We start from the raw sequence: 16,387 nt of genomic DNA on the forward strand, positions 1-16,387 counted from the left end.
GTGCACCGCACCGTCGGTTAGGTTGTGCTTACCGGGTGGTGCCCCCGGGCATGCCGAACACGAGCCACCCGTCAGCGTGCCCCCGCTTCGACGTACCCGAGGACGGTCCTTCCGATGCCACGTCCGACGTCCGCGCAACTCTTCTACGGTTCCCTCACCGTCGTCCTGTCCACCCTCGCGGCGCTGCTCGTCGCCGACATCAGCTCCGGCGCCGCCGTCGTCGCCGTCGCCGCCGTCGGCCTGCTGCTCGGCCTGGTCGTCGCCGTCGCGGTCACCGCGCCCGGCGCGGCCCGCCGCCGCACCGCCGCCCCGCAGCCCGCCGCCGTCCCGGTCCCCCGCTCCCGGGTGGCCGGCGGCACGGAGCCGCAGCGGGTCGAGGAGCACAGCCTGCGGCGCTGAGACCTCGTGCGGCGCCGCCGTCCCCTGCGTGCGGCGCCCCATCAGACGGCGGTCACGACCACGGTCCTGGCCGCCTTCTCGTGCAGCCCCTGCTTGTACGGCTTGTCGAACAGCACGGTGATCCCGATCAGCAGGAACCAGAAGCAGCTGCAGCAGAACGCCGGCAGCCACAGCACCGCGGCGCGCACCGCGGCCGCGTTCGTGCCCGGCACGCTGCCGTCGGCGAGCATCGCCGCCCGCAGGCCCATCAGCTTCTTGCCCACCGTCTGACCGGTGGACTTCGTCATGTACCACTCGTAGAGGAAGCCGAGCCCGGCGGTGAAGACCCCGCCGATCGCGGAGCGCCCGGCGCTCCAGTCGCTCCCGTGCACACCGCCCGCCGCCCAGTCCAGCAGGCCCGCGGGGACCAGCACGATGACGATGTCGATGACGCGGGCGATGACGCGCTTGCCCGCCGCCGCGAGCGGGGGCATCCCCGGCAGGGGCTGCTGCCCGCCGCCGCCCCCGCCGCCTCCGTAACCGGGCGGGGGTCCGCCCTGCCCCGGCGGGGGGTTGCCGTACGGGTCGCCGCCGCCGGGCGGCGGGTTGCCGTAGGGGTTGCCGCCGCCGGGCGGGGGGTTGCCGTAGGGGTTGCCGCCCCACTGGCCGCCGCCTCCTCCGCCGGGCGGGGGGTTTTCGTACGGGTTGCCGGGCGGCGGCTGCGGCTGGGTGGGCGGCGGCTGATCACTGCTCATGACCCGAGTCAAACCCGCGAGCTGACGGTGCGCCCGCCGCCAAGATCCATCCGGGGGACCCGGACCCCGCGAGACCGCCGACCGCCCGGCGCGGCGGAGAACGTACCCGGCGAGGCTAGGCTCCGGCGACGAACGTGCGGGCGGCCTTGTCGTGCCAGCCCTGGCGCCAGGGGCGGTCGAAGAGGGCCCAGGCCACACCGACGACGCCGACGGCGAGCGCGTTGAGGACCGAGCGGAGCGCCCAGCGGCGCAGGCTCACGCCGAAGCTCGGGGGGAGCTGGCCCTCGATGTCGAGGACCTTCAGACCCATCAGCTTCTTGCCGAGCGTGCGGCCCCAGCGCGCGGTGGGCAGCACCTCCAGCAGCACCCCCGCGAGGACGGCGACCAGCAGGATCGCCCCCGCTTCGGCACCGGTCGTGGTGTCGAGCAGCCACACCTTGACCGTCTCGCCGGTGAGCTTGGCCGCGTCGATCTTGTCCTTGGCGTGGTGGTAGGCCGCCGAGCCCAGCGGCACCGCCGCCGCCCCGGTGACAGCGGCGAAGAGCACGGTGTCGACGAGCCGCGCGGCGAAGCGGCGCCACAGCCCGCCGGGCCGGTCGTGGCCGCGGGCGGAGGCGAAGGGGTCGGCGGCGACGGGCCGCCACGGCACCGCGGCGCCGCCGTCCCGGGCCAGCTCCTGGACCTGTTCCGCCCAGGGCGCCGGGCCCTGCTGCGGCACCGCGGGCGGCGTGGCGACCGGCGTCCCGGGCGCCGGCGGGCCGACGGGCGAGGGCGTCGTCCAGGAGGGCTGCTCGGGGGCCTGCGGCTGCGGCACCAGCGGGCGGGCGGCGCCGCCCCCGTCCGGTGCGCGCCAGGAGATCGGCGGCAGGTCACCGCCGGGCGGGTTGGCGGCGGGCACCGGCCACACGGGCGCGGCGGGCGCCGGGCCCCCCGCGGCGGCGGCCGCCGGGGGCCGGGAGGCCGTAGGGTCGGGCCACACCGGCCGTGCGGCGGAGGGAGCGGAGGCGGCGGAGGGCGCGGCGGGCGCCGGCTGCTCGGGTTCGCCCTGGACGGCGGCGGGCGCGGTCGGGTCGGCGTCGAGGAAGACGGGACCGGACTCGTCCAGCGCGGGGGCGGCGGGCGCGGCGGAGGCCGGCGCGGCGGAACCGGGCGCGGGGCGGCTCGTCCCCGGGACCCACGACGTGCCGTTCCAGTACCGGATGTAGTTCGGAATCGACGGGTCCGGGTAGTAGCCCGGCGCCGGTGACGGCGAGCCGCCGGCCCCGGCCGCGCCGGAAGGACCGGAGGTACCAGAAGGGGGAGCGCTCATGGGTCACAGCTTCCGTATCTGCTCGGCCGGGGGATACAGCGTCCAGACATACCAGACCCGGGCGGCCGTTGGGCTCGCGCCACCGCGCGCCACCCCGTCTGACACGTCATTACCCGTCCGCGCCCCCGCGCGCCCCCTCTTCCGGAATTTTGAACCGAAACCCGAGAAGTCGCGTAATGGTGAGGGAGGCACGCGCTCTCTCCAGGTGCTGGCCCCGCTCGCGACACCCGCCAACTGGGGCCACCGCGCCAAGGAAAGGACGTCGACTCGATGCAGACCGTGGTGGAACGCGAACTCGAAATGCAACTGGTGCTGTCGCCCGAGCGCAGCATCCCGGTGCCGGCCCGGCTGGTCTACCGCACGGACGACCCGTTCGCCGTGCACATCACCTTCCATGTGGGCTCCGACCTGCCCGTCAACTGGACCTTCGCCCGTGAGCTGATCGTGGAGGGCGTCTTCCGCCCCTGCGGGCACGGCGACGTGCGGATCTGGCCGACGAAGGTGGGCGGCCGCAGCGTGCTGTGCATGGCGCTCAGTTCACCGGACGGCGAGGCGCTGCTGGAGGCGCCGTCGTCGCCCGTCGCGGCCTGGCTGGAGCGCACCCTGCGGGCGGTGCCGCCGGGCACCGAGCACGAGCAACTGGGCATGGACGACGGGCTGGAGCGGCTGCTCGCGCCCGCCGCCGGTGACGACCTGTGGCTGCGCGACCCGTGGAAGGAGTCCTCGGACGACACCCCCGACACCGGTGCGTGACGGGGGCGCCGCGGGAGACCGCCCGCACGCGGTGCGGGCGTCAGAAGACCTTGCCGGGGTTGAGCAGCCCCTTGGGGTCGAACACGGCCTTGATGCCGCGCTGGAGTTCCATGCCGGTCGGGCCGATCTCCCGGGCCAGCCACTCGCGTTTGAGCAGACCCACCCCGTGCTCGCCGGTGATCGTGCCGCCGAGTTCCAGACCGAGCGCCATGATCTCGTCGAAGGACGCGCGGGCCCGCCCGGTCTCGTCCTCGTCGTGCCGGTCGAAGCAGACCACGGGGTGGGTGTTGCCGTCGCCCGCGTGCGCGCACACGCCTATCGTCAGGTCGTGCTTCGCGGCGATCGCGGCGACGCCCTCCAGCATGTCCGCGAGCCGTCCGCGCGGCACGCACACGTCGTCGATCATCATCGCCGTGGACACCTTCTCCAGCGCCGTCAGCGACAGCCGCCGCGCCTGGAGCAGCATCTCCGACTCCGCCGCGTCCTCCGCGGGCACCACCTCGGTCGCCCCCGCGGCCGTGCACAGCTCACCGACCGCCGCGAGGTCGGCCGCCGCGTCCGGGGTGTCGAACGCGGCCAGCAGCAGCGCCTCGGTGGACTCCGGCAGCCCCATCTTCGCCAGCGCGTTGACCGCCCGCACCGTCGTGCCGTCCATGAGCTCCAGCAGGGACGGCACGTGCCCGCCCGCCATGATCGCGCACACCGCGGCGCCCGCCGCGGCCGCCGACGGGAACTCGGCGACCATCGCGAGCTGCTGCGGCGGCGCGGGCTTGAGCGCGAGCACCGCCCGCACCACGACCCCGAGGGTGCCCTCGGAGCCCACGAACAGCCGCGTCAGGTCCAGCCCGGCGACGCCCTTGGCCGTACGCCTCCCGGTGCTCAGCAGCCGCCCGTCGGCCAGCACGACGTCCAGGCCGAGCACGTACTCGGCGGTGACGCCGTACTTGACGCAGCACAGGCCGCCCGCGCCGGTCCCGATGTTGCCGCCGATCGTGCACTGCTCCCAGCTCGACGGATCCGGCGGGTAGTAGAGCCCCTGCTCGCCGACCGCGCGCGACAGCACGGCGTTGACGACACCGGGCTCGACGACGGCGATCCGCTCCACCGGGTCGATCTCCAGGATCCGGTCCATCTTCGCGAGCGACAGCACGATGCAGCCGTCCACGGCGTTGGCGCCGCCCGAAAGACCCGTGCGGGCGCCCTGCGGGACGACGGGGACGTCGTGCGCGGACGCGGTCCGCATCACGTGCTGGACGTCTTCGACGGTGCGCGCCAGCACGACGGCGAGGGGGGTGCCCGCCGCGGAGAATCCCGCCATGTCCGCGGAGTACGCCTCCGCGACCGCCGCGTCCGTGATCACTGCCCCGCCGGGCAGCCCGGCTGCCAACTCCTCGATGACCTCACCCATTCCCTTACCTTCGCATCCGCGACGCCTGTCGCACTAGGCCCCCGTCTCCCGCGGAGGGCGGGGACCGCGGTGTGACGTCGGTCGCACAGACGTGGGGGGCTGAGCGTCAGAGCCGAGGGCCGGGCCGGTGGCCGTTACGCTGGGGCGTCCCACGGGCCGGCTGGGCCGGCCGCCGCCTTCCACCCCCCGCCGGAGACCGTGACTACCTCGCACCCCCACCACCTGTCCCCCGCTTTCCCCGGCCGCGCGCCCTGGGGGACGGCGAACAAGCTGCGGGCCTGGCAGCAGGGCGCCATCGACGCGTACGTGGCGCGCCAGCCGCGGGACTTCCTGGCGGTGGCGACACCCGGCGCCGGCAAGACCACGTTCGCGCTGTCGCTCGCGTCGTACCTGCTGCACAACCATCTGGTGCAGCAGATCACCGTCGTGGCGCCGACCGAGCATCTCAAGACGCAGTGGGCGGACGCGGCGGCGCGGATAGGGATCCGGCTGGATCCGCAGTACAGCGCGGGTCCGGTCGGGCGGGAGTTCCACGGCGTGGCCGTGACGTACGCGGGCGTCGGCGTGCGGCCGATGCTGCACCGCAACCGGTGCGAGTCGCGCAAGACGCTGGTGATCCTGGACGAGATCCACCACGCGGGCGACAGCAAGTCGTGGGGCGAGGCGTGCCTGGAGGCGTTCGAGCCGGCGACGCGGCGGCTGGCGCTGACCGGTACGCCCTTCCGGTCGGACACCAACCCGATCCCGTTCGTGGTGTACGAGGAGGGCAACGACGGCATCCGCCGCAGCTCCGCGGACTACACGTACGGCTACGGGAACGCGCTCGCCGACAACGTCGTGCGGCCGGTGATCTTCATGTCGTACAGCGGCAACATGCGCTGGCGCACCAAGGCGGGCGACGAGATCGCGGCGCGGCTGGGCGAGCCGATGACCAAGGACGCGACCGCGCAGGCGTGGCGTACCGCGCTGGCGCCGACCGGCGACTGGATGCCGAACGTGCTGCGGGCCGCCGACCAGCGGCTGACCGAGGTGCGCAAGGGCATCCCGGATGCGGGCGGCCTGGTGATCGCCACCGACCAGGACTCGGCGCGGGCGTACGCCAGGCTGCTGCGCGAGCTGACCGGCAACAAGGCGACCGTGGTGCTGTCGGACGACACGGGCGCGTCCAAGCGGATCGAGGAGTTCAGCGCGTCGGAGGACCGCTGGATGGTCGCGGTGCGGATGGTGTCGGAGGGCGTGGACGTGCCGCGGCTGGCGGTCGGGGTGTACGCCACGACGATCTCCACACCGCTGTTCTTCGCGCAGGCGGTGGGCCGTTTCGTGCGGTCGCGGCGGCGCGGCGAGACGGCGTCCGTCTTCGTCCCGACGATCCCGACGCTGCTGGAGTTCGCCGCGGAGATGGAAGTCGAGCGCGACCATGTGCTCGACAAGCCGAAGAAGGCGGGCGAGGACGACCCGTACGCCGAGGAGGACCAGCTGCTCGCGGAGGCCGAGCGGGAGCAGGACGAGGCCACCGAGGACGACCAACTGCCCTTCGAGGCGCTGGAGTCCGACGCGGTCTTCGACCGGGTGCTCTACGACGGCGCCGAGTTCGGCATGCAGGCGCATCCGGGCAGCGAGGAGGAGCAGGACTACCTGGGCATTCCGGGGCTGCTGGAGCCGGACCAGGTGCAGATACTCCTGCAGCGGCGGCAGGCCCGGCAGATCGCGCACAGCCGGCGCAAGCCGGACGAGGAGGCGGATCTGCTGGAGCTGCCCGCCGAGCGCCGCCCGGTCGTCTCGCACCGGCAGCTGCTGGAGCTGCGAAAGCAGTTGAACACCCTGGTCGCCGCGTACAACCATCAGAGCGGCAAGCCGCACGGCGTGATCCACACGGAGCTGCGCCGGGTGTGCGGCGGTCCGCCGAGTGCCGAGGCGACCGCCGGTCAGCTCGGCGAACGGATCAAGAAGGTGCAGGAGTGGGCCACCCGAATGCGATGATTTCGGCTGTGTTACAGCGATATGAAAAGCAACGAGGCGTCACCACACCGCCCGGATTGTGGACGGCCTCTTCCGCTGAGCGGTACACGACCGCTACCGTGCCGATCACGCACGCGCCGTGGCAGAGCCGCCGCGGAGCGCAGCCGGTAAGCCGACATCCGGCGGCCTCTCCGCGCACCGCCGCGGGACCGGCGGTGCATCCCCCCGACAGGCGCCGCCGATTCTATGAGGGAGGGGCGTCGTGACCGCCGAGACGTCTCAGACACTGGACCGGGGCCTTCGGGTCCTGAAACTGCTCGCCGACACCGACCACGGGCTGACCGTCACCGAACTGGCGTCCAAACTCGGCGTCAACCGGACGGTCGTCTACCGGCTGCTGGCCACCCTGGAGCAGCACTCGCTGGTCCGCCGCGACCTCGGCGGCCGGGCCCGGGTGGGCCTCGGTGTGCTCGGCCTCGCCCACCAGGTGCACCCGCTGCTGCGCGAGGCGGCGCTGCCCGCGCTGCGCTCGCTGGCCGAGGACATCGGCGCGACCGCCCACCTCACCCTCGTCGACGGCAGCGAGGCGCTCGCCGTCGCCGTGGTCGAACCCACCTGGACCGACTACCACGTCGCCTACCGCACGGGCTTCCGGCACCCGCTGGACCGCGGCGCGGCCGGCCGGGCCATCCTCGCCGGGCGCGGCATGCAGCCCACCGCGGACGGCAGCCGCTGGGAGCGCTTCGCCGACAGCGTCGAGGCCGAGGGCGAGGGCACCACGGCCGACGCCGACCCCGCGGGCGGTACGGGCGACGAGCGCGGCACCCTGGTGCGTACCGGTACCGCCACCGTCGGCACGGGCCTGGCGACCGACCGGGTCCGCTACGTCCTCACCCACGGCGAGCTGGAGGCGGGCGCGAGCGGCGCCGCGGCCCCGCTGCTGGGGGTACCGGGCGTGGAGGGCAGCGTCGGCGTGGTGATGCTCTCCGAGGCGGTGCCCGAGCGGGTGGGACCGCGGGTGGTGGAGGCCGCGACGGAGGTCTCCGAGGCGCTGCGCTGAGGCCTGCCGCGAGGGCCTGCGGGGGGCGCGGATTCGGGGCGGGCGCCCGGGTGAAATAAGGTCGGGCGCATGCCTAAGCTTTCCCGCCGCTCCACGATCCTCGCCGCGTGCTCGGCGGTCGTGGCCGCCCTGCTGGCCGTGGCCGCCCTCGCGCCGCTGCCGGTGGTCATCGCCGAGCCAGGGCTCACCGCCGACGTGCTCGGCAGCAACGCGGGCACCCCGGTCATCACGGTCAGCGGGTCCCCGGTGCGGGCCACCAGCGGGCAGTTGCGAATGGTGACCATCCAGGCGACCGGGCCGTCGGCGTCGGTGCACTTCACGGACGTGGCCAAGGCGTGGTTCGCCGACGACCAGGCCGCGATGCCGCGCGAGGCGGTCTACCCCAGCGGGAACACGACCGAGGAGATCGACAAGGTCAACCAGAAGGAGATGACGCAGTCGCAGCAGGACGCGACCGCCGCGGCCCTGAACCACCTCCACCTGTCACCCTCCACGGTGAAGGTCGAGCTGCGGCTCGCGGACGTCGGCGGCCCCAGCGCGGGACTGCTCTTCTCCCTCGGCATCATCGACAAGATCGCCGGCAACGGCCGCGGCGGCGACCTCACCGCCGGCCGCGTCATCGCCGGCACCGGCACGATCGACGCACAGGGCAAGGTCGGCGCGGTCGGCGGTGTGCCCCTCAAGGAGCTGGCCGCCCGGCGGGACGGCGCCACCGTCTTCCTCGTCCCGCGCGCGGAGTGCTCGGACGCCAAGGCCCGGCTGCCGAAGGGCCTTCAGCTCATCCCCGTCGAGACGCTGAACGGCACCCTGTCCGCGCTGGACGCGCTCGCGGCGGGGAAGAAGACGCCCACCTGCTGAGGGGCCCGCTCAGGCGGCGTCCGCGGACACCGTGACCGGGGCGGCCTGCGGGTGCGGGGCGTCCCAGCTGCGGAAGGCGGGCAGCACCAGCGGGCTCAGCGTCGTGAGCAGGTACGCGCCGCTGACGGCGGCGAGCGTGGCCCGCAGCCCCGCGTACTGCACCAGATACCCGGCGGCGAGCCCGCCGAGCGGCATCGCCATCAGGCACCCGGACGTGACCGCGCCGAAGACCCGGCTGCGCAGCCGCTCCGGGACGAGCCGCACCATCTCCGTACCGATGATCGGATTGAGCACGCCCGCCGCGATCCCGCACGTCGCCGTGACGGCCACCAGCGGGGGCAGCCCCGGCACGAACGCGGCGACCGCGGTGCGCGGGAAGCCCGCGACGAGGAACGCCCCGATGAACAGCCCGCGGCGCGGCAGCCGGTGCCCGTACGCGCCGTACAGCAGCGAGCCGACGAGCGCGGCGCCGCCCGTCGCCCCGGACACCAGCCCGATCGCGTACGCGCCGCCGAGGTGCTCGCGCGCGTCGACCGGCAGCAGCACCGCCGACCACGCCTGGTCCAGCGCGTTGGTGACCATCACCATCACCACGACCGCGAACAGCAGCCGGGCGCGCACCAGATACCCGTAGCCCTCGCGCAACTGCGCCCCGTAGCCCAGCTCCGCGGGCTCCGCGTCCTTGCCGCGCGGCCTGCCGTGCGCGCGGGCGCCCAGGCCGATCAGCAGCGTGGAGGCGGCGAAGGTCGCGGCGTCCACGAGCAGCACGTCGGCCGCGCCGAGCGCCGCGATGAGCCCCCCGGCGAGCGGCGCCCCGAGCATCCGCGCCCCGCGCGTGGCGCCCTCGTAGCCACTGGACGCCCGCGCCACGGTCGTGCCCGCCAGCTCCGCGAGCCGCGGCATGAGCACCTCCCGCGCGGTCTCGCCGGGCGCGTGGAACAGCCCGGAGACGGCGACGAGCGCGAGCAGCGTCCCGTACGACAGCGCGCCCGCCATGTGCAGCACGGGGATCGCCCCGACCGCGACCGCGCACACCGCGTCGGACACCACACTGCTCACGGTCTGCCCGAGCCGGTCGATGAGCGGCCCGCCGAGCAGCGCGGCGGCCGCCACCGGCAGTGTCGAGGCGAAGGCGACGAGTCCGGCGCGGGCCGGGCTGCCGGTGGTCTGGAGCACGAACCACGGGACGGCGACGATCGTCAGCATGTTGCCGGTGACGGATATGACGTTGGCGACGAGCAGCAGGACCAGCGGTCGCCGGTCGGCACGGTCGGTGGGCACGTTTCCCCCTGGGACGTGATGCGTCTGCGGGCCGGTCCGCCGCCGGGTGGGCGGGCGGACCGCGGTTGCTCCGCGCGCGGCGGCTTCGTCTAGTCCGCGTGGCGCGGGAAGGCGTGCAGGTGGACGCGGATCCGGGCGGAGTCCGCGGCGTCCTCCGCGACCCGGCCGCGGTAGGAGTCGATGAGCTCGTGCAGCCGGTCGTCCAGCTCACGGGCGAGGTCCGGGGTGAGGTGCAGGGTGAAGTCGCTGACGTCGAAGGCCTCCTGCCACCGCTCGGGCCACTCCCCCATGGTGCCGAGCCAGGCGCCCAGCTCCTCGGAATGCGCGGCGGCTTGCGCGAACAGCAGCGTGTTGAGGGCCCCGCGCACCTCCGGATCCGGGTGCCGCATGAACTCCGTGACACTGTCCACCCGGCTCCCCCGGTGCGCCGCCCGCCACCACCGCTCCCGCCCCGTCCCCCGCCCGGGATCGTCCACGACGAACCCGTACGCCGCGAGCTGCCGCAGGTGGTAGCTGGTCGCCCCGCTGGACTCCCCGAGCCGCGCGGCAAGCGCGGACGCGGTGGCGGGCCCGAACTCCCGCAACGCCCCCAGCAGCCGCACCCGCAGCGGATGCGCGAGCCCGCGCAGCGACCGCGGATCGAGCGGGGGCACGTCGTCGTGGCGCGGCGCCTCGGCCGCGGGCATGTCGGTCACACGAACCACGCTAGGCGTGCAAAGGTTCCTTTGCAACAGATTTTGCAAAGGAACCTTTGCATGCCTGCCCGGTGTCGGACGCCGGGGGGAGCCGCCGTCACCCTTCGCCGCGCTCCGGCGGCGCCCCGGCGAGCTGAAAGCTGTGAGCTCCGGCGTGGTCGGCGAACTCGCAGCACGGCTCGCCCGTCCCCGCGTCCGCCACCGGGCAGTCCGGCAGGACCTCGGCCACCCCCGGCGGGGCCCCGGTCCTCCAACGGGCCCACAGAGCCCCGGTGTCCGCGCCGGGCAGGTCGAGAAGGTGGGCGAAGTGGCCTTCGGCGCCGTGCGCCTGAAGGTGGCAGCGCACCGTTCGCGGCACATCGATGTCGCCCGCCTGCCCGTGAGCACGGGCAAGCTCAAAGGTGCGGTGCGCCAGGGACGCGGGAAGTCCTACGGCTTCGCCGCAGATCGAAGGCAGTGTCATGGTGGTGGGTGACTCTCCGTCGGTCGGTTCGCACCGCGAGGCCGGATGCGGCGGGGTGCGGGCGGCCTGCGCGAAAGGCCGCGCGGCCATGGCGATCTCAGCCCACACGCGCTTGCCGGACGGGGTGGCCTCGCAGCCGCTGGCGGCGGCCAGCTGATCCACGAGCCACATGCCACGGCCGTCCTCGGCGTCGTCGGCGGCCTTGAGCAGTCGCGGCGGGGACGACGAGTCGTCCCCGATCTCGACCCGGATACGCCGGGCCGCCGGGCGGGCCTCCAACCTCACGGTGAAACCGGTGCCGCCCCCGTGTCTTACCGCGTTCGTGGCCAGCTCGGAGACAACTGTCGTGAGCGCGAGGCGGGACTCGTCGTCCAGCGGGACATCCCACTCCGTCATCAGCTGAGTCACCCGTCTGCGTGCCGTCGGCACGGCGGAGAACTCGCTCGTCATGAAGAAGCTGGTGGTGCGTCGACGCATGACGAGAGCCCCTTCGGCCGGTGCCGGTCCGTTGCCGTGGATCAGGTTCAGCCGCAAGCGGGAGGTGACAACCCGTCCGATCACGTGCTGTTGTGGTGTACGAGCAGTCAGTCAACTCCGGTGCGCCGCTTGACGCCGGTGCCGCCAGGGGGTGCGTTCGCCACCGGGGGGCCGCCACGGGGGGCCAGGAACGGCTGCGGGACTTTGACACACTGGGGAGGCGGGCATGATGGCACCGGACGGCATCGGTGCCGTGCTGCGTGGAGCGCGGGAGTCGGCCGGGCGTACCCGCGAAGAGCAGGCGCACGTTCTGCAGGACGCCCAGGGCGGGCGCTGGTTCGACCCGGAAAACTTGAAACGGTGGGAGACCGAGCGCCGCTTACCCGTTCCCGCGTGGCACGAACTGCTCGCCGAGGCGCACGGGCTGCCCGTCGAGGACATTGTCCGAGCGGTGCAGAAGAGCAGGCAGTGGCGCAGGCGGCGGCGCTCGGCAATGGCCGCGGACATGGGAGAGGAGGAATCGGACGTGGATCGTCGAAGGTTCCTCGGAGCTGCCGCGGCAGCGGCTACGGGCGCGGTGGCGCTGCCCGGTATCGCCGAAGCGCGGCAGGGGATCGACGCGGCGCTGTCCGGCTCCGACGCCGGTGACCTCGCCTACCTGGACGGAGCGTTCGAGCGGCACCGTGGCGGATACCGCGGGCGACCGCCCACTGTCGTGCTCGCGGAGATGCGGAGCGATCTCGACCTGCTGCGCGACGTCCTCGGCAGACCCCACACCGCCGCCGTGCGTGCCGACCTGGCCCGTACCGCCGCCGGAATCACCGGCCTCGTGGCGATCATCCAGCACGACCGCAGCGACCAGCGCGACGCCCACGGCTGGTTCATCACCGCCGAACGTGCCGCGCGCGAATCCGGTGACCGGCAGATGCTCGCCTGGGCTCTGGCCCGCCATGCCATGGTCCCCCTCAACTACGGTGCCCCGAAGGCCGCCGCGGAACTCTCCGTACGTGCGCGGGCCGAGGCCGGCACCGCGCCTTCGGCTGCCGCAGCTCTCGCCGCGGCCGTCACCGCGCGCGCCCTCGCCTCGACCGGCGACCGGCAGGGCGCGCTTCGAGCCGTCGCCGACGCCCGGCTCATCGCCGAACATCTGGACACCGGCCAGGCCGCGGACAGCTGGTTCGGCTACCCGCAGCAGAAGCACCACGTCCACCTGTCCCAGGCCTTCACCCTCCTCGGCCACACCCGCGAGGCGTACGCCGAGCAGGAAGCCGCGCTCGCCCTCACCCGCTCGCCCTCGGTGATGACCCGAGCCCTGCTGGAGATGGACGCCGCCATGTGCCTCAACGCCGACGGGGACCCGGCCGCGGCTGCGGACAAGGCCGTCGCCGTGTGGGAGCGGCTCCCGGCGGCCTACCGCGACGGCCTGGTCCGCTCCCGGGCGGAAGGCGTGCACCGGGCGTTGCCGGGCGCGGCGCACGAACGGCTCGGCGAGGCACTGGCCGGCTGACCCCGCGGAGCGGTTACGCCTCCCGCGCCGCCTGCTCCACCAGGGGGATGATCCGCATCGGCACCGGGTTCTCCAGGGCGATGGCCGTTGAGGCGCGGACGATGCCGTGGAAGCCGACGACGCGGTCGATCACGCGCTGGAGGTCGGCGTTGGAGCGGGCGACCAGGCGGCAGAGCATGTCGCCCTCGCCGGTGGTGGTGTGCAGCTCCAGGACCTCGGGGACGGAGGCGAGGTGGGCGCGGACGTCGGGGCCGAGGCCCTGGCGGATCTCCAGGGTCGCGAAGGCGGTCACCGGGTAGCCGAGGGCCGCCGGGTCGACCTGCGGGCCGAAGCCGCGGACCACGCCCTGGGAGCGGAGGCGGTCCAGGCGGGCCTGGACGGTGCCGCGGGCCACGCCGAGGCGGCGGGAGGCCTCCAGGACGCCTATCCGCGGCTCCTGGTCCAGCAGCACGATGAGCCGCCCGTCCAGCGCGTCGATCCCCATCCCCGCCCACCGGCCTTCCGCATGGTCATCCTGCACAGATTGACCCCCCGATCGTCGCTTCCGCTGGACAGCTTGTCCATCGAAATCCGGAACTGTTGCGCACCCTGAGAGCCGGGGAGACGCTGTGGGCATGACTGAGACCAAGGGCGAGACCACGGACGGGACCGGGGACGTCTTCCCCGTCAAGGGCATGGACGCGGTCGTCTTCGCGGTGGGCAACGCGAAGCAGGCCGCGCACTACTACTCCACCGCGTTCGGAATGCGCCGGGTGGCGTACTCCGGGCCCGAGAACGGCAGCCGCGAGACCGCCTCGTACGTCCTGGAGTCGGGCGGCGCGCGCTTCGTCTTCACCTCCGTCATCAAGCCCGTGACCGAGCGCGGCCGCTTCCTCGCCGAGCACGTCGCCGCCCACGGCGACGGCGTGATCGACCTCGCGATCGAGGTGCCCGACACCCGGGCCGCGTACGCGTACGCCGTCGAGCACGGCGCCACCGGCCTCGCGGAGCCGTACGAGCTCAAGGACGACCACGGCACGGTGGTGCTCGCCGAGATCGCCACGTACGGGCAGACCCGGCACACCCTCGTCGAGCGCACCGGCTACGACGGCCCCTACCTGCCCGGGTACGACACCGCCGCCCCGCTCGTCGAACCGCCCGCCCGCCGCTACTTCCAGGCCGTCGACCACTGCGTCGGCAACGTCGAACTCGGCCGCATGAACGAATGGGTGGAGTTCTACAACCGCGTCATGGGCTTCACCAACATGAAGGAATTCGTGGGCGACGACATCGCCACCGAATACTCCGCCCTCATGTCGAAGGTCGTCGCCGACGGCACGCTCAAGGTGAAATTCCCGCTCAACGAGCCCGCGGCCGGCAAGAAGAAATCCCAGATCGACGAATACCTGGAGTTCTACGGCGGCCCCGGCGTCCAGCACATCGCGCTGGCCACCAACGACATCGTCGCCTCCGTCCGCGCCATGCGCGCCGCGGGCGTCGAATTCCTCGACACCCCCGACTCCTACTACGACACCCTCGGCGAATGGGTCGGCGACACCCGCGTCCCGCTGCACGAACTGCGCGAGCTGAAGATCCTCGCCGACCGCGACGAGGACGGCTACCTGCTGCAGATCTTCACCAAGCCCGTCCAGGACCGCCCGACCGTCTTCTTCGAGATGATCGAGCGGCACGGCTCGATGGGCTTCGGCAAGGGCAACTTCAAGGCCCTCTTCGAGGCGATCGAGCGCGAGCAGGAGCGCCGCGGCAACCTGTGAGCCGTAGACCGGTGGGGCCCGCGGGCCCCACCGGTCACGCCGCCTCCGGCCGCAGCCGGCGGGAGATCGCGGCGGCCGCCAGCGCCAGGGCCGCCGCCGGGAGGAAGACCGCGGCGAAGGCCGCGGGATGAGCGGCCGTACGGGCGGCGGCGTGCGCCACCGGAGCCACCGAACCGCCGCCGAGCGCCGCGAAGACCGAGCCCGCGGCGCCGACGAAGACCACGTTCGCGAGGGCGTCGCCGACCTGGAGGGCCGCGGAGTTCGTACCGGTGTCCGCCGGGCGGGACACCCGCAGCATCAGCACCGTGAGCGTCGAGATCGTCATCCCCATGCCCATGCCGCCCGCGCACCACGCCACCGCCACGACCGCCGGCGGCACCGCGTGGTCCAGCGCGAGCGGCACCACCGCGATGGCGCCCGCCGTGAGCAGCATGCCCACCTGCACGAGCCGCTCGCGCACCGGCTCGAAACGCGGCCTGGCCTGGAGGTACGAGCCGAGCGCCCACGTCAGGCCGCCGCCTGTGAGGGAGAGGCCGGCGAGCGTCGGGGACAGGCCGCGCTGGGTGACGAGCATGAGCGGGATGAACGTCTCCGCCGCCGCGAAGGTGCCGGACGCGAGCCCGCGCATGAGGACGACCGTGGGCAGCCCGCGGGCCGCCCGGAAGGTGCCGCGGGGCAGCAGCCGCAGGGCCGCGGGCACCAGCAGCGCCGCCCCCGCGAGCGCGGGCAGCACCGACAGCAGCCGCAGGTCCTGACCCGCGTACTGGAGCAGCACCGCGCCGCAGGCCAGCAGCGCGGCGAGCCCGATCCGCCGCCCGTCCATCCGCGGCCGCGCCGCGGGGTCGCGCGGGGCCGCGTGAGCGGCCGTACGCCGCAGGGCCGGGAGCATCACCGCGAGCGGCAGCACCACCAGCGCCGGGATCGCCAGGAAGACCCAGCGCCAGCCCAGCTGTTCGGTCACCGTCCCGGACACCAGCGGCCCCACGATGGACGGCACGACCCAGGACGCCGAGAAGGACGCCATCACCGCGGGCCGCAGCCGCTCCGGATAGGCCAGCCCCACCACCACGTACAGCGCGACGATGACCAGCCCGCCGCCGAGCCCCTGCACCGCCCGCCCGAGCACGAACACGCCCATCGCGCTCGCCGTGCCGCTGATCACCAGCCCCGCCCCGAAGGCCGCGATCCCGGTCGCCAGCGGGGCGAGCGGGCCGCCGCGGTCGCACCACTGGCCGCTCACGACCATCGCGAACAGCGACGTCGTGAAGTAGCCGGAGAAGCCGAAGGCGTAGAGGCCGAGCCCGTGCAGATCGCGGGCGGCGACGGGCATGGCCGTGCCGACGGCGGTGGCCTCGAAGGCCACGAGCAGCACGACGGACACGACCCCGAAGGTGAGGGCGCGGTAGTCGCGCCCGAGAATCCCGCCGCCGTCCGCGGCCTCCCCGGCCCCCTCACCGGGTACGACGCCCGGTTCGGCCTTCCTGTCCCCTGCAACGCTCATCGCCCCAGCGTAAGGGGCGTTCCCCCGTTTCACCCCTGCCATGCGACCGTACTCCGCTCCCCCTTCCGCCCTACGCCCCGCGCCCTACCCGCCCCTCCCGTGAACCCGTGTGAACGCGCCGTTGCGGTCGCATGGCACTCCCCCGTTTCCCGTTGACCCCCTCCCCCGCGGACGGCGATGCTCGTAGCGCAAGGAAAACGCAGCACGAAAGAGCACCAAGCAGCACGAA

General features: G+C 73.8%; 15 protein-coding genes. 7 read left to right on the forward strand and 8 right to left on the reverse strand.

Going from position 1 to position 16,387, the window contains the following annotated elements; all coding sequences use genetic code 11:
- The first annotated feature begins 114 nt into the window (after window positions 1-114).
- Window positions 115-399, forward strand: a complete 285-nt coding sequence (locus tag ACWERV_RS12695; RefSeq protein WP_398181099.1) for a hypothetical protein — start codon at window positions 115-117, stop codon at window positions 397-399.
- A gap of 41 nt (window positions 400-440) precedes the next feature.
- Here the strand turns inward: ACWERV_RS12695 and ACWERV_RS12700 are convergent, their stop codons facing one another.
- Together ACWERV_RS12700 and ACWERV_RS12705 are read right to left on the reverse strand one after the other, a co-directional pair.
- Entirely contained in the window at window positions 441-1,133 is a 693-nt protein-coding gene (locus ACWERV_RS12700; protein WP_452932042.1) for an RDD family protein, read from the reverse strand.
- A 115-nt stretch (window positions 1,134-1,248) separates the two neighbouring features.
- The gene (locus ACWERV_RS12705; RefSeq protein WP_398181093.1) at window positions 1,249-2,442 is read right to left on the reverse strand and encodes an RDD family protein; all 1,194 of its coding nucleotides are present in this window, start codon (window positions 2,440-2,442) and stop codon (window positions 1,249-1,251) included.
- A 270-nt stretch (window positions 2,443-2,712) separates the two neighbouring features.
- On the opposite strand from ACWERV_RS12705, the gene ACWERV_RS12710 reads away from it, so the two are divergent.
- Window positions 2,713-3,195 carry an SsgA family sporulation/cell division regulator gene (locus ACWERV_RS12710; RefSeq protein WP_398181091.1) on the forward strand — a complete coding sequence of 161 codons (483 nt, stop codon included), beginning with the start codon at window positions 2,713-2,715 and terminating at the stop codon, window positions 3,193-3,195.
- A gap of 40 nt (window positions 3,196-3,235) precedes the next feature.
- On the opposite strand, the gene ACWERV_RS12715 is transcribed toward ACWERV_RS12710, so the two are convergent.
- The gene (locus ACWERV_RS12715) at window positions 3,236-4,603 is read right to left on the reverse strand and encodes an FAD-binding oxidoreductase (RefSeq protein ID WP_452932046.1); all 1,368 of its coding nucleotides are present in this window, start codon (window positions 4,601-4,603) and stop codon (window positions 3,236-3,238) included.
- A 198-nt stretch (window positions 4,604-4,801) separates the two neighbouring features.
- On the opposite strand from ACWERV_RS12715, the gene ACWERV_RS12720 reads away from it, so the two are divergent.
- The 3 genes from ACWERV_RS12720 (at window position 4,802) to ACWERV_RS12730 (ending at window position 8,480) form a co-directional block, all read left to right on the forward strand.
- Window positions 4,802-6,583 carry a DEAD/DEAH box helicase gene (locus ACWERV_RS12720; protein WP_452932049.1) on the forward strand — a complete coding sequence of 594 codons (1,782 nt, stop codon included), beginning with the start codon at window positions 4,802-4,804 and terminating at the stop codon, window positions 6,581-6,583.
- Between the two features lie 241 nt (window positions 6,584-6,824).
- Window positions 6,825-7,622, forward strand: a complete 798-nt coding sequence (locus tag ACWERV_RS12725; protein ID WP_452932051.1) for an IclR family transcriptional regulator — start codon at window positions 6,825-6,827, stop codon at window positions 7,620-7,622.
- 69 nt (window positions 7,623-7,691) lie between these two features.
- Complete coding sequence (locus tag ACWERV_RS12730; RefSeq protein WP_398181080.1) at window positions 7,692-8,480, forward strand: S16 family serine protease; 789 nt, start codon at window positions 7,692-7,694, stop codon at window positions 8,478-8,480.
- A 9-nt stretch (window positions 8,481-8,489) separates the two neighbouring features.
- Here ACWERV_RS12730 and ACWERV_RS12735 read toward each other — a convergent pair whose 3' ends face one another.
- From ACWERV_RS12735 to ACWERV_RS12745, 3 genes are all read right to left on the reverse strand, one after another.
- Window positions 8,490-9,761, reverse strand: a complete 1,272-nt coding sequence (locus ACWERV_RS12735; RefSeq protein ID WP_452932054.1) for an MFS transporter — start codon at window positions 9,759-9,761, stop codon at window positions 8,490-8,492.
- Window positions 9,762-9,850: 89 nt separating this feature from the next.
- Window positions 9,851-10,447, reverse strand: a complete 597-nt coding sequence (locus ACWERV_RS12740) for an ArsR/SmtB family transcription factor (RefSeq protein ID WP_452932119.1) — start codon at window positions 10,445-10,447, stop codon at window positions 9,851-9,853.
- A gap of 106 nt (window positions 10,448-10,553) precedes the next feature.
- On the reverse strand, window positions 10,554-11,453 hold the full coding sequence (locus ACWERV_RS12745; protein ID WP_452932057.1) for an ATP-binding protein: 900 nt from the start codon (window positions 11,451-11,453) through the stop codon (window positions 10,554-10,556).
- Between the two features lie 169 nt (window positions 11,454-11,622).
- On the opposite strand from ACWERV_RS12745, the gene ACWERV_RS12750 reads away from it, so the two are divergent.
- Complete coding sequence (locus ACWERV_RS12750) at window positions 11,623-12,903, forward strand: transcriptional regulator (RefSeq protein WP_452932060.1); 1,281 nt, start codon at window positions 11,623-11,625, stop codon at window positions 12,901-12,903.
- A 13-nt stretch (window positions 12,904-12,916) separates the two neighbouring features.
- Here ACWERV_RS12750 and ACWERV_RS12755 read toward each other — a convergent pair whose 3' ends face one another.
- The gene (locus ACWERV_RS12755) at window positions 12,917-13,387 is read right to left on the reverse strand and encodes an Lrp/AsnC family transcriptional regulator (RefSeq protein ID WP_398181073.1); all 471 of its coding nucleotides are present in this window, start codon (window positions 13,385-13,387) and stop codon (window positions 12,917-12,919) included.
- 130 nt (window positions 13,388-13,517) lie between these two features.
- Between ACWERV_RS12755 and hppD the strand changes: the two genes are divergently transcribed.
- Window positions 13,518-14,657 carry a 4-hydroxyphenylpyruvate dioxygenase gene (hppD, locus tag ACWERV_RS12760; RefSeq protein ID WP_452932063.1) on the forward strand — a complete coding sequence of 380 codons (1,140 nt, stop codon included), beginning with the start codon at window positions 13,518-13,520 and terminating at the stop codon, window positions 14,655-14,657.
- 34 nt (window positions 14,658-14,691) lie between these two features.
- On the opposite strand, the gene ACWERV_RS12765 is transcribed toward hppD, so the two are convergent.
- Complete coding sequence (locus ACWERV_RS12765) at window positions 14,692-16,158, reverse strand: MFS transporter (RefSeq protein ID WP_452932066.1); 1,467 nt, start codon at window positions 16,156-16,158, stop codon at window positions 14,692-14,694.
- Window positions 16,159-16,387 lie beyond the last annotated feature (229 nt).

This window comes from Streptomyces sp. NPDC004031, from assembly GCF_053604375.1.

What these genes read in the sequence shown, in the direction of transcription:
- ACWERV_RS12695 (WP_398181099.1), top strand. Translation starts at nt 115, where the DNA reads ATGCCACGTCCGACGTCCGCGCAACTCTTCTACGGTTCCCTCACCGTC.
- ACWERV_RS12700 (WP_452932042.1), bottom strand. Translation starts at nt 1,133, where the DNA reads ATGAGCAGTGATCAGCCGCCGCCCACCCAGCCGCAGCCGCCGCCCGGC.
- ACWERV_RS12705 (WP_398181093.1), bottom strand. Translation starts at nt 2,442, where the DNA reads ATGAGCGCTCCCCCTTCTGGTACCTCCGGTCCTTCCGGCGCGGCCGGG.
- ACWERV_RS12710 (WP_398181091.1), top strand. Translation starts at nt 2,713, where the DNA reads ATGCAGACCGTGGTGGAACGCGAACTCGAAATGCAACTGGTGCTGTCG.
- ACWERV_RS12715 (WP_452932046.1), bottom strand. Translation starts at nt 4,603, where the DNA reads ATGGGTGAGGTCATCGAGGAGTTGGCAGCCGGGCTGCCCGGCGGGGCA.
- ACWERV_RS12730 (WP_398181080.1), top strand. Translation starts at nt 7,692, where the DNA reads ATGCCTAAGCTTTCCCGCCGCTCCACGATCCTCGCCGCGTGCTCGGCG.
- ACWERV_RS12740 (WP_452932119.1), bottom strand. Translation starts at nt 10,447, where the DNA reads ATGCCCGCGGCCGAGGCGCCGCGCCACGACGACGTGCCCCCGCTCGAT.
- ACWERV_RS12750 (WP_452932060.1), top strand. Translation starts at nt 11,623, where the DNA reads ATGATGGCACCGGACGGCATCGGTGCCGTGCTGCGTGGAGCGCGGGAG.
- ACWERV_RS12755 (WP_398181073.1), bottom strand. Translation starts at nt 13,387, where the DNA reads ATGGGGATCGACGCGCTGGACGGGCGGCTCATCGTGCTGCTGGACCAG.
- hppD (WP_452932063.1), top strand. Translation starts at nt 13,518, where the DNA reads ATGACTGAGACCAAGGGCGAGACCACGGACGGGACCGGGGACGTCTTC.
- ACWERV_RS12765 (WP_452932066.1), bottom strand. Translation starts at nt 16,158, where the DNA reads ATGAGCGTTGCAGGGGACAGGAAGGCCGAACCGGGCGTCGTACCCGGT.